Raw genomic sequence first — 21434 nt, 5'->3', positions numbered from 1 at the left:
CATTGGTCCCCATAACGCGCGTCCCCCACAGCAAAGTATACTCATTAACTTAGCGCTCTTAGTGCCGTAGCAAGCGCAAAAAACAATAATCCCCTATTGCCTCTCCTCATGCTGGCGGCATTTCGCAAATGCGTCAATAATTTGGCATTAATTGATCTCCTACGTTCAAATTTTCAATCATGAGGCGAAAAATTGCCCTGCCCGGGTGAAAGCCAAGGGATCAATTCCAAAGTTTTCGGCCGATTGTTCAACCACTTGCAAATCAACCGCCCAGCATGCGGATGTAACGGATCACCACAGGGCCGATCGTGATTGCAATCAGTGCAGGCAGCATCAGCGAGGCCAGAACAGCTGACATTTTCACCGGCAGCTTGTTGGCCATTTCTTGAGCCCGCATTTCCCGCTGGTCACGCAAATCCTCGGAATATGTAGCCAGGGCCGAAGCCATGCTGGTGCCGAATTGCATCGACTGCAGCGCAACATTGGCAAAGGAGCGGGCAAATTCCACTCCCGTCCGCTGCGCCATGTCCAGCAGTGCATCCTCGCGCTGGCGGCCTGCCTGGATTTGCCGCTGCACACTCAAAAGCTCAAATGCCAAGTCGGGTGAAACCTCCGCCAGTTCATTGCCCACCCGGGTCATCGCCGCATCGAACCCCAGTCCGGAATCCACCGAGATTCGCATCAGGTCCAATGCGTTGGGAAAGGCCTCCTTGATCCGGCGGCGGCGGGCGGCAGCGCGGCCGTTCAGAACATAAACCGGGCCAAAGAACCCGGCCCCCACCAGACCGCAGAGAGCCTGAAACACCTGAAGGTTGGTCCAGCCCGCGGCAAAGCCGGTCACCGGGTTCGGCGGCAGCAGACCCGGCAGCCGCGCCGCCGCGATGACAAGCAGCAAAAGCCCCGGCAGCAGCAGTCCCAGCAACACCCGGATAAGGGTAAACTTGCGCAATGCGCCTGCCTGGGAAAACCCGGCTTGGGCCAGCTTATTTTCCAGCTCCGAGCGCTGCTGCTGGTCTGCGGGCACAAAGGCTTTCATCAGCCCGCCTGCCTGCCCGGCCGGCGCCTTCAGCAAGGTCATGTCACGGCGCTGGCGGCGGCGGGTTTCATGCAGCGACGACAGCCGCGCTGCGGCCGGGGATTTACCCGCCAGGATGTTAGCCAGCCCGAGATAAAGCAGCAGCACCGCCGCTGCCGCTCCGGCTGCTGCCAAGGCCGCAGCGGACAGGCCGGTCCAGCTGGTGAATTCTGCAAGCAGCTGTTCCATCGCAAACCTCTCTTTCAAATCCGGAAACTGACCAGCTTCTTCAGCACGATGGCGTTCAGCACCGTCAGCACAGCGATACCCGCGATCATCGGCATGAACAGCGGGTCGTCCGCGACGCCGGAAAAGTAGCTGGGCGTCAGCACGGAAACCGAACCGAAGATCACCAGTGGCAGCGACGACAGCAGCCAGGCGGTCAGCCGCCCTTCCGAGGCCAGCGCACGCACTTTACGGCGCAAGGCGATCCTGCCGCGGATCACCCGTGCCAGCGTGTCCAGCATTCCCGACAAATCACTGCCGGTGCCGTGCTGGATGCCAATGCTCGCTGTCAGATACTGCACATCCTCCAGCCGGGTGCGTTCGGCAAACTCCTGCACCGCCGCGGGCAGGTCCTCGCCATAGGTCACCTGGTCAAAAATAATGCCCAGTTCGGTGCCCGCCGGATCCGCCATTTCGCGCGCAGTGATGCCAATCGCATTGTTCAGCGGATGCCCCGCCCGCAGGCCCCGCGCCATCATCTCCAGCGCATCCGGCAACTGGTGCATCAGCCTGTCCATTTGCTTGCGATGCCGCGCTTGCAGCAGCGCAAACGGAACGCCAAAGCCAAAGACCACCCCCAGGACAGCTGCGTTCAGCACGGCTGTGACCGACGAAGCCGCAATGAACAGAAGTGCCGACAGAGCCGTGCATCCTAACCAAAAAGCGCCGGCGCTCAGGGGCACTCCGGCTTGGCGCAGGGTCTTCGGCAGCACGCCCACCAGCGGCAGCCGCTGCCAGCCCGTCCGGCGCGCCGGCGGCTTCAGCAGCGCCAGCCGCTCTGTCCCGGAACGGCCTTGGGCAACCATCCGCATCCGGCGGCTGCGCGCAGCCGCTGCCAAGCTTTTGCGGCTCAACAGCTGCCGCAGACCCGATACCATCAAAAGCACCCCCAGGGCGAGCCCGCAATAGACCGCATATCCGCGCAGCTGACCCGTCCAGCCATGCAGTGCATTCAGAAATTCCTGTGCCATTCACGCCTCCTCCGGCAAAAACATGGCCCGGTCGAACCTGGCCCCCGCGGCCTCCAGCAGCGCGGTGCATTGGGGGCGGATGCCCGTGGGGATGAACTCCCCGGCGATGCTGCCATCCGCGGCCTTTCCCAGACGCCGGTAGACGAAGATGTCCTGCATGGTGATCACTTCCCCCTCCAGCCCGGTCAGCTCTGAGATGCTCACCACCCGGCGCTGACCATCCGCCAGCCGCGCCAGCTGCACGATAATCTGCAGTCCCGAGGCGATCTGCGCCCGGATTGCGGGCAAGGGCAGCTCCATCCCGATCATCGAGACCATCTGTTCAATCCGCCCAAGCGCGTCGCGGGCGGAATTGGCATGCACCGTGGTCATCGAGCCGTCGTGGCCGGTGTTCATCGCCTGCAGCATGTCAAAGCTTTCGGCACCGCGCACTTCGCCGACGATGATCCGGTCAGGGCGCATCCGCAGCGCATTGCGCACCAGGTCACGCTGGCTGACGCTCCCGCCGCCAGAGGGATTCGGCGGCCGGGTCTCCAACCGTACCACATGCGCCTGCTGCAATTGCAGCTCCGCGGCATCCTCAATGGTGACAATCCGCGAACGCGGATCAATGCTGGCCGAAATCGCATTCAGTATCGTGGTCTTGCCCGAGCCGGTGCCGCCGGAAATCAGGATATTAACCCGTGCCTCGACAAGGGCCTGCAGAAAGGCCGCGGCCTGGGCATTCAGCGCATTGCCCGCCACCAGCTTCTCCAGCGTCAATGGATCACGGGAAAACTTGCGGATCGACAGCGACGGCCCATCAATGGCGCAGGGCCGTATGATCGCATTGACCCGGCTGCCGTCCTCCAGCCGCGCATCAACCCAAGGGTTGCTCTCATCAACCCGGCGGCCGACACGCGACACCACCTTGTCGATGATCCGCAACAAGTGCTTTTCATCGCGGAACCGCACCCCGGTCTGCTCCAGCACCCCTCCGCGTTCGACAAACACCGTTTTGTGGCCGTTGACCAGAATATCGTTCACTCCCGGATCCGCCAGCAAAGGCTCCAGCGGCCCCAGCCCCAGCACCTCGTCGATCAGCTCATCCACCAGGCGGCGGAATTCATCCGCGCGCAGCGGGTTGTTCTCTTCCGCCAGAACGTCGCCAACCAGCGATGCGACTTCGCGGCGCAGCTCCTCCGGCTCCACCTTGTCGATCACCGCCAGGTTCAGCCGCTCGATCAGCGCTTCATGCATCCGGCTCTTCAATTCGAGGAACGCGATCAGCTTCCGGTCTTCTGCCGGAGGCTCTGTCTCCGCCGCGTTGCCGTTCTGCGGCCAGAGCGGCACAACCGTATCCGCAGTTGCCGTCTTTTCAGTCCGTTTGCCAAAATTCCTGAACATCTCAAACCGCCTTTCCCTGCGCGGGCTGCACAGCCGCAGCGCAGGCATTCCCTGCCCTGGCCAAATCCTGAGCAATCCGCCTGACGGCCTTGGCCAAGCCCGACCGCCTGGCCGCCGCAGACAACGGCACCCCATGATCCACTGCCGCTGCCGCCGCCGTGGAATCGTTGGGCAGCCAGTACTTGAATGGCCTTTGCAGCAGCTTGGCAGCCTCCTTATGATGGCCCGGCGCGATCAGCGGCTTGCGCTCGCGGCTAATCACGATATCCGACTGCAAGGCGGGGCTGGTTTCGCTATAGAAATCCAGCAGCCGCCGGGCCTGGCAGACCGCCGGCACAGAGCTGCCGGTGACCATCAGCAGCCGTGCCGCCGCCTCCAGAATTGGCACCAGCCACTCCGCCAGCGCCCGCGGCAAGTCGATGACGACGAAATCGAATTGCAAGCGCAGATGCGCAATCAGCGCCTGCAGCTGTTCAGGTTTCAGCGCGTGCAGCGGTGCGATTTCAGCAGGCGCAGCCAGCACCCACAAGCCAGGCGCAGCCTCGGTCAGCGACTGCCGGGCAAAGACGTGATCCGGTACCAGGTCTTCGCTGGCCAGCTCATACAGGCAACGGTTCGGCGGCAGGTCGAGAAAGCTGCCTACCGCGCCGAATTGCAGATCCAGATCCACCAGAGCCACCTTGAACTCCGGATCCTGCCGCCGCAGGCCGCGGCGCTGCGTCAGGCAGTCGGCCAGATTGACCGCCAGCGTGGTGGCCCCGACGCCACCGCAGGATTGCGCAACCGGGATCACCATTCCCTCCCGGCTGCGCTCCGCTGCAAGCCCGCCAGGAGGTTCCGAAGGCTCCAAGCACCTGCGGATCGCCTCCGACAACTCATCCGCCGAAACTGTATCGGGCAGTACATCGGCCACTCCGGCTTCGGTGAGGCGCCGCAGAGCAGCAAAGGGCATGGCTGCATCCGCCAGCGCCAGGATCTGTTTGGTGCCACCTGTATTCTGCAGGATTGCGCGCACCGCTGCCGCATCCCGTTCCGCATCCCCTTCGACCCGGAAGATCATCAGATCATTGTCGTCCGCCAGCTGCAGCGCAGTGCCGTTGATTTCTGAGAGTGCTGCTGCGCATTTCTGCACCCCGGTGCCGGGGCGGAACTGCGCCACGCTGGCCACCAGGGTACTGACATCCGGGTCCTTGGAAATCACTACGATGGATTGCGTTTCAGCCTGCATCGGCCCGTCCTTTCTGCATCGCTGACCAAACCCGGCCCGGTTCAACGGGCCGGGTTTGGCTCCGCCTCTGCAGCGCTGCCTGTTCCGGGAGTCCGGGGCCACCCCCTTGCCCCACACCGGACAGCGCCGAAGATCAGCGGATCTCGGTTTCAGTGACCTCGGTGCCGCGCCGGATCAGCACGGTTCTGCGAGCCGGCGCCGCTTCCGCCGCCAGCGGCAAATTGCGCAGCACATCGCCGAGCCCGATGGATTCCAACGGCACTTCTTCCTCCGGCGCATCCAGCGTCCGTAAGGTCAGGCTGAGCGTGCCGGCCCGTTGGGCCAGCGCCAGCCGCTGCCCCTGCTCGGGTGTCACCTCGACAGTCACGGTCCGGGCCACGCCCGGGGTTTCGGATTCTTCATTGGCATCCTGGTCCACCCCCACCACGCGGGAGTTCTGCAGGATGGTCACGGTCTTCAGGTCATTGCCGCGGCCCTGGGTCAGCAGGATGTCGACCCGGTCGCCCGGTGTCACAAAGCCGCCCACCGCCGTTTCGGCACTCACTTTGATCGCCATTGCCCGGTGGTTCGGGCTCAGGTTCTGCACAATCGTCACCTTCTCGCCGAACTTGGAAACCCGCGATGCGCGGATCAGCTCGCCCTGTGCAATCGGGCGGCGGGCCCGGCGCGGCGGCTTGCCAGCTTCCGGCAGCAGCGTGTCATAAGCGGTGAAGGTGCCCCCCGGCCGCGCTTCGGCAGGCCAGGCGATGGTGGTCAGCGTCTGTGCGGTGATCGCAGCGCCGAAGGCAATGTCCTGCGAGGCCACCACGACCTCGACCAGCTCCGGCCCTTCGGTCACGCGGGCGACGTTCTGGCCATCAATGTAGTCCTTGGCGACATAGGCCGAGCCGCCGGCCAGCGCCAGACCGGAGATCATGCTCAAGAGTGACGAAATATTCATGTCATGCATCCTTTCCGCACCGCGGTTCAACTCTTGGCAAGGCCCGGTTGCCGGGCTTCGCCGGCCCATGGAAGTTGTGAAAAGAAAGATGCCGCAGCCGCAGTGCAGCCGCGGCAATCTTTGGACGCCCGCCCGCAGGCACTGCGCTGCAGGCCATGGCAAAAGGCAGATCTTAGGGATCCGGCATCTCGTTGCCGGCCGCGGTCAGCGCGCCGCCGATCTCCACACCAAGAGCGTTCAGCCCCGCAGTGCCCAAGCCAACCGCCAGAGCAATGGCAATACCGTATTCCACCAGTGTCACCCCGCGTTCGTCGCGGCGCAGGCGCGACAGCATCATCATCAGATAAGCAGTCATGTCGTGTCTCCCATCAATTGAACGCCGGCAAGCGCCAGCACAGGTTCAGTTTACCGGGAGCCCAACAGCCGGCGCATCGGCGCCAAGTACCAAAAACTCATCCTTGAATTGTATTTTTCTCTGGCCGCCGGAGACCTCCTGCTCCCTGCTGAAGAACCGTCTGCAACCTTCACAGCTTCACGCTGCCCCACGCCTCCGCATCTTGGAAAGATCCGTAGGCCCAGGGCGCAAAACATCAGTAATTCAGTGGATTAATACGTGGCTTCAGTGCCCGGCCAGCTATTGGACCAAGGCCAGCTGTGCCGGGCTTTCGGTCAGGCTGAGGCTGCCGAAGTGACTTGCAAGCCCATTCGCGCAAGAGCCCATTTCCTCGGCGCTGCCATAGTCGATCTTGCCATAGGCTTCGCCGTAAACGTTCATCAGCGCAGCTACATCAGAGCCCAGTTTCAACTCTTCCCCTGCCCCCATCTGCACGCCGCGCAGATCGTTGTTGGAGCCAAACTCGATGTTGCTTTCGGAAAAAAGATAGACATTGTACGAGCCGGTGCCGCAAGCGCCCTGGCCGCCCACCTCATTGTTGGAGCCCAACAGGATCTTGTCCGGGCTGGCAAACACCACGTTCTCAACCGTCGAGTCAGATCCGACCTTGATTTCCTTGCCTGCCACAACGGCGATATTGGCCAGCGCCGCATCCGATCCAAAGTCCGCCACCTCGTCCACCACATAAAGCGTGCCTGCCGTCAGCGGGGTTAAATCGGTGATCTCATCCAGGAATACCGGTCCACTTGTGATGAAATCCGGCAGCTCTGACAAGAGACCGCTTTCCATGCTGGAAATCACTTCCGGTGCAAGCCCGGCAATCAGCAGCTCCACATCCATTTCCTGCAGCGCCTCCTCGGCGCCTTGGTTGTTGCCGCCCTGTTCAAAGTCGTTCAGGTCGTTCATCCCGATCACGGTGCCAGGCCCAAAGGAGTTGTCGGAACTGATCTTCACTCCGTCCCTGCCGTAGAGGCAGAAATCCGAGACATAGCTGTTGTTGCTGCCCGAGAGGATCTCCTCATCGCTGAAAAAGCCGCCATTGCGACAGTTCCCCAGTGCGTCGCCCGCCTGGGCAACGGCGGTGCGGGTAATTTCGAACTGGGTAATCCCGGCAAGCCGCGCAAAGAACGATCCCAGCGGGTTGCCGCTGGCGTCACTGCGCCGGGTCGTTACTTGAACCGCATTCTTGGGCGTACCGCCTGCCGCAAACACTGCGCCATCCCAATGGCCCGTCAAAACATCGCCCGCCTTCAAAACCGGCGCCCCGCCTGATTCCGGAAAGTTCTTGGCGGCATAGGCCAGTGCCTCGGTCACAGCATCGGCGTCTTCAGGCAATTGACTGGCCCCTGCCAGCGCAGCCGCGTCTGCGGAAATCTGCAGCCGGTTGCCGGTTAGCCGCACCAGCCCCCAATCAACCGACAGCGCCAGCGTCAAAAGCAGAACCGGCAGCGAAATGGCAAAGAAAACAAGTACGCTGCCGCGCTCATCACGGCGGAATTCCCCGCTCCGGAGGAGTAACCGGCGCATGGCTTACTCCTTCCGCATGGTGACTTCGGCCCGCATCTGGCCAGGCAGCGGTACAAAGGGCACCAGGCTGGCAAAGACATTGGCAGTTGTCACGGTCACCCGGACGTCATCCGTTCCTGTCGCCGCGCTGTCCTCAGCCGTAACCGAAAAGCTGGTGGGCCAGATCGACAGCACCGACTGCACCGACGCTTCGGTTTGAACAGCATTCGAAGTGCCCACAGCCAGCTCCCGTGCCCCTTTCCGGGCTGCGTCGAACATCGCATCAGACACCGATAGGGTGTACCCCCAGGTGATTGCACCAAAGATCAGAAACAACAGGATAGGCAGGACCAAGGCAAACTCCACCAGAACCGCACCGGAAGTCTCCTGCGCGAAGGCCAACAGTTGCGTTTTGGTTTTGGCCGCAAACCCTTGTGCAACGGGCGTTTTCCGTCTCATGAACGTCTGCTCCCAGAAATTCTCTTGAATAAGAATGCCGCAGGCCATGCGCCCGCGGCATCAGTTCAAAGAACCAAAAACACACCAAAGGGTTGATTTTCCCGCTCTGACGGTGCGAGGGCGCAGTGCATCAGCGGGCTAAGCCCCTCCGGCCAGCCGCACAATCAATGAAACCGCTTTGACTTGACCATTGCGCCGCCACGGGAGGGGATGTTTCAGATCTTCACGCGGCTCATCGACGGGTCGTAAAGCGGGGTGAGCTGCACCTTGCAGGGCACCCGTTCCGTGGCGACTTCCAGCTCGTATTCGCCGCTCAGCACGTAATCGGCATCAACGCCTTCGGGGTTTCGAATGTAGCCGTAGCCGATGGATTGCTCCACGCTGTAGCCATAGCCGCCGGAGGTGAGCCAGCCCGCGCGCTCGCCGTTGCGGTAGATGGTTTCGCGGCCCATCAGCACCACGCCGGGATCGGTGGTGAAGCAGGCGAGCATCTTTTTGACGCCCCCGGCCTTCTGGGCCTCGGCGGCTTCGCGGCCATTGAAGGGGATGTCCCTCTTCAGTTTCACCGCCCAGCCCAGGCCGGATTCGAACGGGGTGTGGTCCGGGCCGATGTCCGAGCCCCAGGCGCGGTAGCCCTTTTCCAGGCGCAGGGATTCAATGGCGCGGTAGCCCGCGTTGGTCAGCCCGTGCGGCTGGCCAGCCTCCATCAGCGCGGCATAGACAGTCTGGGCATATTCGACCGGCAGATGCAGCTCCCAGCCCAGTTCGCCCACATAGGTCACCCGCAGCGCCTGCACCGGGCAGCCGGCGATGCCGATGGTGCGGATCGTGCCGAACTTGAAGCCCGCGTTGGAGACATCGTCGCGGGTGACGGCAGAGAGGATCTCCCGCGCCTTGGGGCCCATCAGCGACAGCACCGCGTTGGAGGAGGTGATGTCGAACAGCTGGCAGTTCATGCCTTCGGGGATGTTTCGGCGGATCCAGTCGAAATCATGGGTGGCATAGCCGGTGCCGGTCACGATGTAGAACTCGTCATGCGCCACCCGGCCCACGGTCAGGTCGCATTCAATGCCGCCCTTGCGGTTCAGCATCTGGGTATAGACCAGCGATCCCACAGGTTTGTCCACGTCATTGGCGCAGATCCAATTCATGGCCGCCAGCGCGTCCGGCCCTTTCAGGGCGAATTTGGCGAATGAGGTCTGATCGAACAGCACTGCGGCCTCGCGCGCGGCCTTGTGTTCGCGGCCCACTGCCTGAAACCAGTTCTGGCGGCCGAAGCTGTAGACATCCTTGGGAGTCTCGCCCTTGGCGGCATCGGCAAACCAGTTCGGGCGCTCCCAGCCGAGTTTCTCGCCGAAGCAGGCGCCTTGGCTTTTCAGGGTGTCATAGAGCGGCGACTTGCGGCAGGGTCGGCCGGAGGAGTGCTCCTCATGCGGCCAGGCCATGGTGTAATGCTTGCCGTAGGCCTCGATCGTGCGGGTGCGGACCCAGTCGGTGTCGAAATGCGGGCGGCCAAAGCGGCGGATGTCAGCGGACCAGAGGTCAAACGGCGGCTCGCCATTTTTCACCCATTCCGCCAGCGCCATGCCTGCACCGCCGCCCGAGGCGATGCCAAAGGCATTAAAGCCTGCACCGACGTAGAAATTCCGCAGCTCCGGCGCCTCGCCGATGATGAAATTACCATCGGGGGTAAAGCTTTCAGGGCCGTTGGTCAGGGTCTTGATGCCTGCGTGTTCCAGCGCGGGCACCCGGCCGAGCGCCAGCTCCATCAGCTGCTCGAAATGGTCAAAGTTGCTGCCCAGCAGCGTGTAGTGGAAGCCCTGGGGGATGCCGTCCTTGGCCCAGGGGATCGGGTTCGGCTCATAGCCGCCCATCACCAGCCCGCCGACCTCTTCCTTATAGTAGGTCAGCCGGTCCGGGTCGCGCAGGGTCGGCAGGCCCGGGGGCACGCCCTCAAACGGTTCGGTCACCATATACTGGTGCTCCATCGGCACCAGCGGCACGTTGACGCCGAACTTGGCGGCAAAGGTGCGGGTCCACTGGCCGGCGCAGCAGATCACCTTTTCGCATTCGATACGGCCCTGTTCGGTGATCACCGCGCGGATCTTGCCGTTCTCGATCTCGATATCTGTGACCTTGGTGTCCTCGAATATCTTCGCCCCGGCCATACGCGCACCCTTGGCCAGCGCCTGGGTGATGTCGGAGGGGTTGGCCTGACCGTCGGTCGGCATGTAGGCGGCGCCGATCACGTCGGAGATATCCATCAGCGGCCACAGGTCCTGGGCCTCCTTGGGGGTCAGCAGCTCCATCTCCAGGCCAAAGGAATGGGCGGTGGTGGCCTGGCGTTTGACCTCGGTCCAGCGTTCCTCATTGCAGGCCAGGCGCAGCCCGCCGTTCATCTTCCAGCCGGTTCCCAGGCCGGTTTCCTCTTCGATCTTGTTATAAAGGTCGACGGAATAGCCCAAGAGCTGGGTGATATTAGCATTGGATCGCAGCTGGCCGACCAGGCCGGCGGCGTGGAAGGTGGTGCCTGAGGTCAGTTTCTTGCGTTCCAGCAGCACGGTGTCGGTCCAGCCCAGCTTAGCCAGGTGGTAGGCTGTCGAGCAGCCGATGATGCCGCCGCCGATGATGACTGCCTTGGCAGTTGAGGGGAGTTCGGTCATGTCAGTCCTCAGGTGTTTTGAAAGTCGTCGAGCGCCGCGCGGAAGCGGGCGAGGTTGCTGGCGGTGTAGGCCGCGTAGTCAAAGTCGATTTCGGAGGTGATCTCGGAGATCATGCTCCACATGGTCTCACGCAGGAGCGAGGCGCATTTCATTGCGCTGTAGCGGTGCAGCAGATCATCGCTGGCCGGCGCCTCGAAGTAGGTTTCCAGCAGCCATTGCTCCTGCTGCTGCGACAGCCCGTTGTTTGACGCCAGCCCGCCAAGGTCGAACAGCGGCGAGTTGAAGCCGGCGTAGTCATAGTCGATCAGCCAGAGCCGGTGGCCGTCGTCCAGGAAGTTGCCGCACAGAAGGTCGTTGTGGCCAAAGACGATGTCAAAGGGGCCGGCGGCCTGTTCCAGCCTGTTGCCGGTGGCGGCCAGTTCGGCAGCCAGTGCCGCGTGGGGGCTGTTCTGGTCCTGCAGGGTCGCGGCATAGTCGCGGATCACGTGGAAGACCCAGAACACCAGCGCCGGGCCGCGCAGGTGGCGCGGCACCTCCTGGTGGCAGGATTTGACCAGCTCCAGCACCCGCGGCAGCATCGCCGGGTCGCGCACGTCCTCCTCGGTCAGGGTGCGGCTTTCGATGAACTCCAGCACCGTCAGCCCGCCCTGGGTATGCACCACCGCGGGCGAAAGGCCCGCCGCATGGGCGGCGCGGCTGGCGGCCAGTTCGTTGAAGCGCATCACCTGATGCAGCGGGATGTCATCGCCGGCCCGCACCACGTATTTGGCGGCGCTGTCCTGGACCAGATAGTTGACGTTGGTGATGCCGCCGTTCAGCGGTTCGGCGGTGATCTCCCCCTGCCAGATGGGCAGGGCGCGGATTTGGTCAAGCAGATCGGATTGGCTCATGCTCAGCTCTCCAGTCCAAAGCGGATACGGGCGCCGCGGGCTCCGGCGTTGACCAGCCGGTCGGCGATGATGGCGATAAAGGCGATGGCAAGCCCGGCAACCAGGCCGCGGCCGGTGTCGGCCTTGGTCAGGGCAATATACACTTCCTGGCCAAGGTCGCGGGTGCCGACCAGCGCGGTGATCACGAGCATCGACAGGGCCAGCATGATGGTCTGATTGATGCCCAGCAGGATTTCCGGCAGCGCCATCGGCAGCCGTACCAGCCGCAGCAGCTGCCAGCGGGTGCAGCCGGAGACCTGGCCGGCCTCGATCAGCTCGCCGCTGACGCTGCGCACGCCATGGGCCGCATAGCGTACCGCCGGGGCCAGCGCATAAAGCACGATGGCGATCATCGCGGTAAAGTCGCCGACCCGGAACAGCATCACCACCGGGATCAGGTAGACAAAGCTGGGCAGGGTCTGCAGCGTGTCGATCAGCAGGCCGATGGCAACGCCTGCGCGCTTGCTGAGTGCGGCCAGCACACCCAGCGGCACGCCGATCAGGGTGGCCAGGATCACCGAGGCGCCGCAGAGGTAGACGGTGACCATCGCCTTGGCCCAGAGCCCGCTGAAGGCGATCAGCGCGGACATGCCGCCGCACAGCAGCGCCAGCTGCCAGCCGCCGGCCCGCCAGCCCAGCAGGGTCAGCATGGCGATGGCCCAGGGCCAGGGAATGCCCAGCAGGGTTTTCTTGATCGGCAGCATGAACCAATTGAGAAAGAAGACCTTAACCGCCTCAAACGCATCGAAGTAATTCACGTTCAGGTATTTGACGGCATCGTTCCAGAAGGCACCGGTGGTGATGGTCTGGCTGGCCGGATAGTCCAGCAGCAGCGGCGAGAAATGCCCCAGCACCCAGGTGACGGCCAGCAGCGTCAGCACCAGCACCGTGCGCTTGTGGCGGGCAGCCCAGGATCCCGGTGCCGCGTGATGCACCTGGCCCATGCGTTCCGCCAGCGCCTGGCTCAGCCGGTCGACGGCGATGGCCAGCACAACGATGGCGATACCGGCCTCAAAGCCTGCGCCGATGTCCAGGCGGCGCAGCGCGGCCAGCACGTCGAAGCCCAGCCCGCCCGCACCGATCATCGAGGCGATGATCACCATATTCAGCGTCAGCATGATCACCTGGTTCACACCGACCATCAGGCTTTGGCTGGCGGAGGGCACTAGCACCCGCCACATCAGCTGCCGCGGGGTGGTGCCGGCCATTCTGCCGAAGTCGAGGATCTCCGGGTCCACCGACTTGAGCGCCATGATGGTGATGCGGATCATCGGCGGGGTGGCATAGATGATGGTGGCGACCAAGGCCGAAACCGGGCCGAAGCCGAACATGAACAGGATCGGCACCAGATAGGCGAAGATCGGGATGGTCTGCATCAAGTCCAGAATGGGCGACAGGATACGCTCGCCCAGCGGATGGCGGTAGGCCCAGATCCCCGCCAGCAGCCCGCCGCCCGCGCCGATCGGCACCGCGATCAGGACAGAGGCCAGCGTGACCATGGCGCTGTCCCATTGGCCGAAGACCGCGAGGTAGGCAAAGCAGGCGCCGGCCATCACCGCCAGGCCCCAGTTGCGGCAATAGTGGCCCAGGGCGATGACCCCTGCGGTCACGGCGATCCAGCTGGCGGCGGGCAGCAGCGCCTGCGCGCCGGGGGCGGAAGAGACAAGGAAACCGTCTGCCAGCAGGCTCAGCATCAGCTGATAGGGCTGTTCGATCAGCCAGGCGATGGCGCGGGTCATATCGGTAAACCGCAGCGGGCCGATGGCCGCATCCTCCACCAGCCAGGTCATGGCGGAGGAGATATGGGTCTTGAACGGGATCACCCAGCCGGAGGGTACTTTGACCAGCCAGCGCGCATCCAGCGCCTTGGCCAGGTCGCGGCCGAACCAGCCCAGCAGAACCGTGGCCAGCACCAGGCCCCAGGCCGCGGCGGCGGGCCCGGTCAGGCGGGCAAAGAGGCGGGCGCTCATGCCCGCTCTCCGGTGCCGAACAGGACCCTGGCAACCGCCTGGCGGGTGATGCAGCCGATGATTTGGCCGCTGCCGTCGCAGACCGGGCGCGGGGCGTCGGCGGCGATGATCTGTTCGGCGACTTCCGACACCCGCGCGCTTTGCGGTACCGGCGTGCCTTCGCCGTCCGCGCCAGGGGACATGATGCCGCCGACGGTCAGAACTTTGGAGCGGGGGATATGGCGGGTGAATTCAGCGACATAATCGGTGGCCGGGTTCAGTACCAGTTCCTCTGGCGTGGCGACCTGGATGATCTCGCCGTCCTTCATGATGGCGATGCGGTCGGCCAGGCGCACGGCCTCCTCAAAATCGTGGGTAATAAAGACGATGGTCTTGTGCAGCCTTGCCTGCAGGCGCAGGAATTCATCCTGCATCTCGCGGCGGATCAGCGGGTCCAGCGCCGAAAACGGCTCATCCAGGAACCACAGGTCGGGTTCCGTCACCAGCGAACGCGCGATGCCGACCCGCTGCTGCTGGCCGCCCGACAGCTCGCGCGGGTAATAATCCTCGCGGCCCTTGAGACCGACAAGCTCCACCACCTCGCGCGCCTTTGCTTCGGCTTCTGCCCTTGGGGCGGCCTGCACGGTCAGCGGGAACATCACGTTCTGCAGCACGGTCAGATGCGGCAGCAGGGCGAAATGCTGGAACACCATGCCCATCTTGTGGCGGCGGATTTCGATCAGCTCCTGCTCGCTGGCGGTCAGCAGGTCGACACCGTCGAACAGCACCTGGCCGCCGGTCGGCTCAATCAGCCGCGACAGGCAGCGCACCAGGGTGGATTTGCCAGAGCCGGACAGCCCCATGATGATAAAGATCTCGCCTTCGGCGATGTCGATTTGGGCGTTGCGCACGGCGCCGATGATGCCTGCCTTGCGGATGTCCCCGCCGCTGGGGGAGGGGTTGGCGGTCAGAAAGGTATCCGCATTGGCGCCATAAAGTTTCCAGACATTGCGGCAGGAGAGTTTGGTCTTGGGGGTCATCAAGGCGGCTCCGGAGCCGGTCCGCACGGGCGGCCGGCGAAACTGATCGGGTGGGGAAAAAGCCGGGGCTGCCTTGAGAGCAAGCAGCAGCCCCGGGGAGTGAAATCAGTTGCCGATCCAGCCGGACCAGCGGTCCTTGTTGGCTGCCATCCAATCAGACACCACAGTGTCGATGCCGACGCCGTCCAGATCTGCCTTGCCGACCATGGCGCTCATCTCTTCGTTGGAGATATTGTAGGCCTGCACGATCTCGTAGGCGCCCGGCCATTTCTCCGGCAGCCCCGCCCAGGCAGCTTTCCAGATCGGGCCGCGCGGCTTGCCGCAGTCGTAGGCCAGGTCCGGGTTCACCCCCACGGAGGGATCGGAATAGCATTCCGCGGAATAGGGCGGGAACTCGACAAATTCGCCGTCGTATTTGGCCGGCGCCCAATGGGGTACATAGACCCACAGGACAATCGGATCCTGCCTCTGGTAGGCAGATTCAAGTTCCGCAAACAGCGCTGCATCGGTGCCCGCGTGGACCACTTCAAAATCCATCTCCAACGCTTCGACGCGTTCTTCGTCAAAGCCGCCCCAGGTGACCGGGCCGCCGACATAGCGGCCATAGGGAGAGGTTTCGGCGGTGGCAAATTCTTCGGCGCAGTCCTTCAGCGCCTGCCAGTCGGGCAGGCCGGGGCAGCTTTCCTTCATATAGGAGGGGTACCACCATTCCTCGATCGCCATCAGGCCGGTTTCGCCTGCGTTGATCACCTTGCCGGTGGCGGTGGCGTCATCCAGTGCTTCGCGGCCGGTGGTTTCCCAGATTTCCATGGCCAGATGCAGGTCGCCGGTCTTAAGCCCCGCAAATTGCGCGATGTAATCGGCCTGGACGTATTCAACGTTATACCCTGCTTCCTGCAGGATGCTGCCCATGATCTTTGTGTTGATCAACTGGCCGGACCAGTCGTGCAGCGTCAGTTTGATCGGGTCGGCAGATTCTGCGGACCAGGCGGAGGATGCGGAAACGGCGGCTGTCAGCGCCACGGCTCCCAAAGCATTGAAGTTTCTCAGCATAAGGAATTCCCTGTTATGTGGCATTTTGTGCGATTCTTGGCGTCGCGTGCTGAGATGTTGCGGTGCTTGCGGCTTTCAGTCAATGAAAAACCACAATAAACCACATTAAATGTGATCTTTCGCAAGTGTATCCGGGGTGGCTTTCAGTATTTTGGGTGGCAATGTTGTTTTTTGTGGCTTTCTCGCGTAGCAACGCAACAGGAGGCCCTATGACCAAAACCCGCAAAACCACCAATCAGCGCGAAGAGGAAATCCTGCGGGAACTGCAGCAGGCCGGCGGGTCCTGCCGGGTCAGCTATCTGGCGGGCAGGCTGGGCGTGACCAATGAGACCATCCGGCGCAATATCCGCACGCTGGAAGATGCGCAGGTGGTGCGCAAGGTGCATGGCGGAGTGCATCTGGTGGAGGATGTGGTCGAACTGCCGCTGCAAAGCCGGATGGGCACCCATGCCGCTGAGAAGCAACGCCTGGCCCGGGAGGTCGCCAAGACCATCAGCGACGGGGATTCGGTATTTCTGGATGTGGGTTCGACCACCGCCTATGTGGCGCAGGAGCTGCGGGAGCGGTCGAACCTGTTTGTGGTCACCAACTCCGTGCTAGTGGCCCATGCGCTGGCCTCGCGCAACAACAACCGCGTTTTTCTGGCTGGAGGAGAGCTTCGGCCGCACGATGGCGGCGCATTCGGAGCCGAAGCCCTTGACCTTGTACAGAGGCTGAATGTGCAATTCGCCATTTTCTCGGCCGGGGCGATCAATGCCGAGCTTGGATTCATGCTGCACGATCTTGAGGAGGCAAACCTGGCGCGTGTTGCCGCCGCCAATGCCCAGGTGCGGATTGTCGTCGCCGACCGCGACAAATTCAACAAACGCGCGCCGGTGTCGATCGGCAAAGATACCAAGTTTGACGTCTTTTATACTGACGCCCAGCCATCGCAGGCGATCAGGGACATGCTGAAGGCTTCGGATACCGACCTGATCGTGGTCAGTTGAAACCTGCCAGCCAATGCGGCAGCAACCTGCAGGAGCAGGATTGTGTCAGCAGCCTGCCCGCCCTTGATGCCCGGACAAGAACCAGCCCTTCGATACAGGCAACGAAACGAAAGCGCTATCCAACTCAGCAAACGCATGCCACGCTCACTCCGCTTATTGTACTGCCCCGGCAATTCAAAATAGGCTCCGGAAACCTGCAAATTCTGATTGGCGGTCTGTTCAGGGCGCCCTCAGTTTCAACAAAGCGCCCTGCTGCCGGGCCGGAACTTGCCATGCCGCAACCTGAAAAGCTGAGCCGCGCCAATCACTTCCGCAATATCTCTGAACTTGCCCGGTTCATTGATGAAAGCCAGGACGCTGAGGAAACCTATCTGCTGCTGACTCGCGGGGTTTGCCAGCATTCGCAATGGGACATGAGCAGTATTCAGGTGCTGGACCCGGCAGCTGGGCTGGCGATCCCGATTGTGCGCCACGATCCCTTCAATCAAAGCGATCTTAGCAATTTCCCAGGCTGGGACGCCCGGCTCAGCCCGGTGGGCAAGGTGCTGGAAGAAGGCAAGCCATTGATCCTAGAAGACGCAACCGCGCAGGAAGAGTTCCCGGGGTTCCGCGAGGATGCACTGCGGCGCGGCTACCGCACTACGGTGATGATCCCGCTGGAGGTACGCGACGCCGAGCGGCGGCAGATGGTATACTCAGTAGCCTCGCGCGCCCTTGCCAATGTGGATGAAACCGATCTCAGCTTTCTGCAATGCGTTGCCGAACTGGTGACTATTGCCATTCGCAAAATGCGAAAGCTGGAGGAAGAACGCCAGCAAGCTCAGCGGATGCGGCTGATCCTTGAGAACATGACCGCATCGCTGACCAAAACTCTGGATACCGAAGCAGCGGGCACTCTGGCAGCAGGTCTCAGCAGCCTGTTTCCGGCTGGCTGGCTGGCTGTGGACCTGACCTCTGGACGCGGGCTGTTCAACCCAGAGGTGCCGCCGCCGGTCGCCCTGGCCACAGCGCGGCGGGTGCCGGAGGATCTAATCTCCGCCGCGATGGCAGCACGCGGGCTGGCCAGCGGCACCGTAATGGATCTAACGGTGGCGGGCTCCACCATCCGCGCTGAGGTGAGCCCCCTGCAGATCGACGGCAGCCATGTGGGGGCGCTATTCTTTTTCCGCAATCAGGCGCTGAGCGATCACGAGCGCATTGCGGCGCAGGCCGGGCGGCTGGCGCTGTCGTCCTTCATCCTGCGCAGTTTCATCGAGTTCAAATCGCGCCGGGTGACCGCGCGGCGGCTGCTGTCGCGGCTGTTCAGCGGCGACTGGCGCGACCGCGACGAAATGCTGGACGAGGCGCACCGGCTTGATTTCGACCTGCAGGCGCCGCTGCGGCTGGTGGTGCTGCGGCTGCCTGGCGGCTGCCTCGACGACGGCACCCACAGTTTCATCCTGCGCTGCGCGCAATCGGTGTTCGGTGCCTCGGTCTCCTGCCTGCTGGATGGCGACCTGATACTGCTGCTAGACGACCGCGCGGGCGAGGCGGTGCGGCAGCAAGGGCTGTTCCTGTCCCGCATCCGCTCGCTGATGCCGGAGGGCACCGTGCTGGTGATGTCGGAACTGGTTGAGTGTTTCGAAGACCTGCCGAAGGCGCGGGAGACCTGTGCCAATACGCTGGAAGTGGCGCAGTCGATGCAGGCCTCGGGCTGGGTGACGCCAGTAAAAGTCGGAGAGTTCCCGGCGCTGATGGCCTCGGCCGAGATGGCCAAGGTGGAGGCCTACCTGGACAGCGTTCTGCCGAGGGTGCTCAGCGAAACCGGACGCAAGGCGCAAGTGGCGGCAGAGACCATCGAAACCTTCCTGAAGACCGGGCGGCGCTATCAGGAGGCGGCGGATGCCATGGGTATCCATGTCTCCACCCTGCGCTACCGGCTGGAGCAGCTGAGCGACCAGCATGGGCTGGATTTCGACGATTCTGACAAGTGTTTCGAGCTGGATCTGGCAATCCGGCTGCGAAGACTTCGAGATTCCTACGAACCGTAGGAAAAACTTTTCTTGACCTAGATCAAACCACCGGAGGACTGCAGGCGCTTTCCACTCCTAACCTGTGTGCAACAGAACCAGGAATGGACCGGACTCGTGAGCAATCAGGCCACAGACAGCGAAGACCGGCGGCGGCAGCTGCGGCAGGCGTTTGGCAGTTTTGCCACCGGCGTCACCGTGGTGACGGCGCGGGATGCAGACGGCAATCCAATCGGCTTCACCGCCAATTCCTTCACCTCAGTTTCCCTGGAGCCCCCCCTGCTCCTGGTGTGCCTCGCCAAGACCTCTTCCAACATCGGCCATTTCTCCCGGGCCAGCCGCTTTGCGGTCAATATTCTTGGCGAGGCACAGAAGGATGTGTCGAACCGGTTCGCTTCCAAAGTAGAGGATCGGTTTGCGGACACTGCCTGGCGCGAAAGTGCTGAAAGCACACCGCTGATCGAGGAGGCTGTGGCCTGGTTCGACTGCACCACTGACAACTTGGTGGATGCTGGTGATCACGTGATCCTGATCGGCCAAATCACAGATTTCGGCCAGACCGACGGGCGGCCGCTGGCCTACTTGCGCGGACATTACCTGGATCTGGGGCTGGCCGAGGAGGCCGCCGACTCCGTCTCGCATCATGGCGGTGTGCGGGTCGGCTGTGTGCTGGATTGCGGTGGCGAGGTGCTGCTGCGCAAAACGCAGGACGGCTGGTCGCTGCCGATGGGCAATGTCTGCGCGGGTTTCCGGGAGGGGCGGGCGGCGCTGGAGAAATCGCTGGCGGGGCAAGGCATCGCGGCGGAGCTGGGCTTTCTCTACTCGGTCTTTGATGCGCCGTCGGGCAATGCCACCTGGCTGATCTTCCAGGGCGATTTGGAGTTCGGCGCCGCGGAGGGCGATCTGCGCCTTTTCCCGGTGGACGGCCTGCCCCTGCAGGAGGTCGCGGTGCCGCAGGTGCGGTCAATCCTGCGCCGGTTCCAAAGTGAGTACGCCCAGGCGCGGTTTGGGCTCTATGTCGATGGCTCCTCCAGCGCCGGGCAGATCAACCCGATTGAGCGCAGCGCCACCCCCTGGACCAAATTCATCACCGATCAGGAGAGCGCCAAGTGACAGCTTTCACCGTAGACACCCTTAGCGACACTTGCCTGCCGGTTTACATCGGCGGCGAATACATGGCCTCGGCTGGGACGCCGATAGACAGCTATGATCCGGCCACCGGCAGGGTTTGGTGCCAGGTGCCCGATTGCACTGATGCCGAAGTCGACGCTGCTGTCAAAGCCGCCAATGCGGCGATGAACAACCCGGTGTGGCGCGACATGACGCAAAGCCAGCGCGGATTGCTGATGCTGAAGCTGGCAGAGCTGCTGGACGCGCATGTGGAGCGGCTGGCGGAAATCGAGACCAGGGACAACGGCAAGCTTTTGCGCGAGATGCGGGCGCTAAGTCAGGCACTGCCAGTAGCGCTGCGCTATTTCGCAGGCATGGCCGACAAGATCGAGGGCACCACGATCCCGGTCAACAAGCCCGACATGCTGAATTTCACCGTGCGCGAACCGCTGGGTGTGGTGGCGGTGATCATCCCCTGGAACTCGCCGTTGTTCATGATGATGCGGGCGCTGGCGCCCTGCCTCGCCTGCGGCAACGCGGTGGTGGTGAAACCCTCGGAACACGCCTCGGCCGGCGCAATTGCCTTTGCCGGGCTGATGAAGGAAGCGGGCTTCCCCGACGGGGTGTTCAATGTGGTGACCGGGTTGGGACACACCGCGGGCAATGCGCTGATCACCCATCCCGGCGTCAACAAGATCGACTTCACCGGCGGGCCTGCCACCGGCAAGGTCATCGCCAAGGGCGCGGCGGAGCAGCTGACACCTGCGGCGCTGGAACTGGGCGGCAAGTCGCCCCATGTGGTCTGCGACGACGCTGATCTGGACGCGGCTGCCAATGGTGTGGTGGCGGGGATCTTTGCCGCCGCCGGGCAGACCTGCGTGGCGGGCTCGCGCTGTTTCATCCAGGAAAACGTCTATGACGAAGTGGTTGCCAAGATCGTGGCCAAGGCCCGCGCCATCAACATTGGCGACCCGCGCCGGGATGATGTGCAACTGGGGCCGCTGGCACTGTGGAGCCAGGTGGAGAAGGTCGAGGAATTCACCCAAAGCGCCCTGTCGGAAGGCGCCACGCTGGCCTTTGGCGGCAGCCGGCCTGAGGGGCTGGGCGACGGCTGGTATGTAGCGCCCACGATTTTCACCAATGTCACCAACGATATGCGCATTGCCCGGGAAGAAATCTTCGGCCCGGTGCTCGCCATCCTGAAATTCCGCGACGACGATGACCTAATGAGCCAAGCCAACGACAGCGACTTTGCGCTGGCCTCAGGCATCTGGACGCGAGATCTCCAACGCGCGCTGCGCTTCATGCGCAGGATCGAGGCCGGCATGGTCTGGATCAACACCTACCGCAGCCCCTCTGTCATGTCCCCTTCCGGCGGGCACAAGGCATCCGGCTACGGCAAACACAACGGCTTTGCCGCCATCGAAGAGTTCAGCCGCATCAAGACAGTCGTGATCGACTATTCGGGCGCCCAGCAGGACGCCTTTGTGATGCGCGTTACAAAATAG

General features: G+C 63.0%; 17 protein-coding genes. 4 read left to right on the top strand and 13 right to left on the bottom strand.

From position 1 onward, the window contains the following. Positions 1–262: 262 nt before the first annotated feature. The 13 genes from ACXAEH_RS20745 to ACXAEH_RS20685 all read right to left on the bottom strand — a co-directional run bounded on the left by ACXAEH_RS20745 (position 263) and on the right by ACXAEH_RS20685 (position 15818). Positions 263–1264: a type II secretion system F family protein gene (locus ACXAEH_RS20745; protein WP_475035730.1), complete on the bottom strand. Its 1002-nt coding sequence runs from the start codon at positions 1262–1264 to the stop codon at positions 263–265. Positions 1265–1278: 14 nt separating this feature from the next. Continuing rightward, positions 1279–2271 carry a type II secretion system F family protein gene (locus ACXAEH_RS20740; RefSeq protein ID WP_475035728.1) on the bottom strand — a complete coding sequence of 331 codons (993 nt, stop codon included), beginning with the start codon at positions 2269–2271 and terminating at the stop codon, positions 1279–1281. Next, on the bottom strand, positions 2272–3657 hold the full coding sequence (locus ACXAEH_RS20735) for a CpaF family protein (RefSeq protein WP_475035726.1): 1386 nt from the start codon (positions 3655–3657) through the stop codon (positions 2272–2274). A gap of 1 nt (position 3658) precedes the next feature. After that, positions 3659–4885 (bottom strand): CpaE/TadZ family protein, encoded by a 1227-nt coding sequence (locus tag ACXAEH_RS20730; RefSeq protein WP_475035724.1) that lies wholly within the window; start codon positions 4883–4885, stop codon positions 3659–3661. A gap of 133 nt (positions 4886–5018) precedes the next feature. Continuing rightward, a complete protein-coding gene (gene cpaB / locus ACXAEH_RS20725; RefSeq protein ID WP_475035722.1) occupies positions 5019–5825 on the bottom strand; it encodes a Flp pilus assembly protein CpaB in 807 nt (268 codons plus the stop codon). A 172-nt stretch (positions 5826–5997) separates the two neighbouring features. Next, positions 5998–6180, bottom strand: a complete 183-nt coding sequence (locus ACXAEH_RS20720; RefSeq protein WP_475035721.1) for a Flp family type IVb pilin — start codon at positions 6178–6180, stop codon at positions 5998–6000. A 279-nt stretch (positions 6181–6459) separates the two neighbouring features. Then, positions 6460–7746, bottom strand: a complete 1287-nt coding sequence (locus ACXAEH_RS20715) for a pilus assembly protein TadG-related protein (protein ID WP_475035719.1) — start codon at positions 7744–7746, stop codon at positions 6460–6462. 3 nt (positions 7747–7749) lie between these two features. Then, complete coding sequence (locus ACXAEH_RS20710) at positions 7750–8184, bottom strand: TadE/TadG family type IV pilus assembly protein (protein ID WP_475035717.1); 435 nt, start codon at positions 8182–8184, stop codon at positions 7750–7752. A gap of 215 nt (positions 8185–8399) precedes the next feature. Further along, positions 8400–10847, bottom strand: a complete 2448-nt coding sequence (locus ACXAEH_RS20705; protein ID WP_475035716.1) for a GcvT family protein — start codon at positions 10845–10847, stop codon at positions 8400–8402. A gap of 8 nt (positions 10848–10855) precedes the next feature. Then, entirely contained in the window at positions 10856–11737 is an 882-nt protein-coding gene (locus ACXAEH_RS20700) for a phosphotransferase (protein WP_475035715.1), read from the bottom strand. 2 nt (positions 11738–11739) lie between these two features. Further along, positions 11740–13746, bottom strand: a complete 2007-nt coding sequence (locus ACXAEH_RS20695; RefSeq protein WP_475035713.1) for an ABC transporter permease — start codon at positions 13744–13746, stop codon at positions 11740–11742. Continuing rightward, on the bottom strand, positions 13743–14765 hold the full coding sequence (locus ACXAEH_RS20690) for a quaternary amine ABC transporter ATP-binding protein (protein ID WP_475035711.1): 1023 nt from the start codon (positions 14763–14765) through the stop codon (positions 13743–13745). Before ACXAEH_RS20690 ends, ACXAEH_RS20695 begins: the two co-directional genes overlap by 4 nt. A 105-nt stretch (positions 14766–14870) precedes the next feature. Next, positions 14871–15818 carry an ABC transporter substrate-binding protein gene (locus ACXAEH_RS20685; RefSeq protein ID WP_475035709.1) on the bottom strand — a complete coding sequence of 316 codons (948 nt, stop codon included), beginning with the start codon at positions 15816–15818 and terminating at the stop codon, positions 14871–14873. 209 nt (positions 15819–16027) lie between these two features. Here ACXAEH_RS20685 and ACXAEH_RS20680 point away from each other — a divergent pair, with 209 nt between their 5' ends. The 4 genes from ACXAEH_RS20680 to ACXAEH_RS20665 all read left to right on the top strand — a co-directional run bounded on the left by ACXAEH_RS20680 (position 16028) and on the right by ACXAEH_RS20665 (position 21434). Beyond that, positions 16028–16807 (top strand): DeoR/GlpR family DNA-binding transcription regulator, encoded by a 780-nt coding sequence (locus tag ACXAEH_RS20680; RefSeq protein WP_475035707.1) that lies wholly within the window; start codon positions 16028–16030, stop codon positions 16805–16807. Between the two features lie 272 nt (positions 16808–17079). Next, positions 17080–18837, top strand: a complete 1758-nt coding sequence (locus ACXAEH_RS20675) for a helix-turn-helix domain-containing protein (RefSeq protein ID WP_475035706.1) — start codon at positions 17080–17082, stop codon at positions 18835–18837. A 96-nt stretch (positions 18838–18933) separates the two neighbouring features. After that, positions 18934–19929, top strand: coding sequence for a flavin reductase (locus ACXAEH_RS20670; RefSeq protein WP_475035705.1), 996 nt, complete (start codon positions 18934–18936; stop codon positions 19927–19929). Continuing rightward, entirely contained in the window at positions 19926–21434 is a 1509-nt protein-coding gene (locus ACXAEH_RS20665; protein WP_475035703.1) for an aldehyde dehydrogenase, read from the top strand. The genes ACXAEH_RS20670 and ACXAEH_RS20665 overlap by 4 nt, the downstream gene beginning before the upstream one ends.

Source organism: Leisingera sp. ABM4_060 (genome assembly GCF_056158765.1).
The sequence above is the reverse complement of the archived record's forward strand: the minus strand, read 5'-3'. Positions and strand labels throughout refer to the sequence as shown.

Bases quoted from the DNA above. Each gene is read 5' to 3' on its own strand.
- ACXAEH_RS20745 (WP_475035730.1), bottom strand. From the start codon at position 1,264: ATGGAACAGCTGCTTGCAGAATTCACCAGCTGGACCGGCCTGTCCGCT.
- ACXAEH_RS20740 (WP_475035728.1), bottom strand. From the start codon at position 2,271: ATGGCACAGGAATTTCTGAATGCACTGCATGGCTGGACGGGTCAGCTG.
- ACXAEH_RS20735 (WP_475035726.1), bottom strand. From the start codon at position 3,657: ATGTTCAGGAATTTTGGCAAACGGACTGAAAAGACGGCAACTGCGGAT.
- ACXAEH_RS20730 (WP_475035724.1), bottom strand. From the start codon at position 4,885: ATGCAGGCTGAAACGCAATCCATCGTAGTGATTTCCAAGGACCCGGAT.
- cpaB (WP_475035722.1), bottom strand. From the start codon at position 5,825: ATGAATATTTCGTCACTCTTGAGCATGATCTCCGGTCTGGCGCTGGCC.
- ACXAEH_RS20720 (WP_475035721.1), bottom strand. From the start codon at position 6,180: ATGACTGCTTATCTGATGATGATGCTGTCGCGCCTGCGCCGCGACGAA.
- ACXAEH_RS20715 (WP_475035719.1), bottom strand. From the start codon at position 7,746: ATGCGCCGGTTACTCCTCCGGAGCGGGGAATTCCGCCGTGATGAGCGC.
- ACXAEH_RS20710 (WP_475035717.1), bottom strand. From the start codon at position 8,184: ATGAGACGGAAAACGCCCGTTGCACAAGGGTTTGCGGCCAAAACCAAA.
- ACXAEH_RS20705 (WP_475035716.1), bottom strand. From the start codon at position 10,847: ATGACCGAACTCCCCTCAACTGCCAAGGCAGTCATCATCGGCGGCGGC.
- ACXAEH_RS20700 (WP_475035715.1), bottom strand. From the start codon at position 11,737: ATGAGCCAATCCGATCTGCTTGACCAAATCCGCGCCCTGCCCATCTGG.
- ACXAEH_RS20695 (WP_475035713.1), bottom strand. From the start codon at position 13,746: ATGAGCGCCCGCCTCTTTGCCCGCCTGACCGGGCCCGCCGCCGCGGCC.
- ACXAEH_RS20690 (WP_475035711.1), bottom strand. From the start codon at position 14,765: ATGACCCCCAAGACCAAACTCTCCTGCCGCAATGTCTGGAAACTTTAT.
- ACXAEH_RS20685 (WP_475035709.1), bottom strand. From the start codon at position 15,818: ATGCTGAGAAACTTCAATGCTTTGGGAGCCGTGGCGCTGACAGCCGCC.
- ACXAEH_RS20680 (WP_475035707.1), top strand. From the start codon at position 16,028: ATGACCAAAACCCGCAAAACCACCAATCAGCGCGAAGAGGAAATCCTG.
- ACXAEH_RS20675 (WP_475035706.1), top strand. From the start codon at position 17,080: ATGCCGCAACCTGAAAAGCTGAGCCGCGCCAATCACTTCCGCAATATC.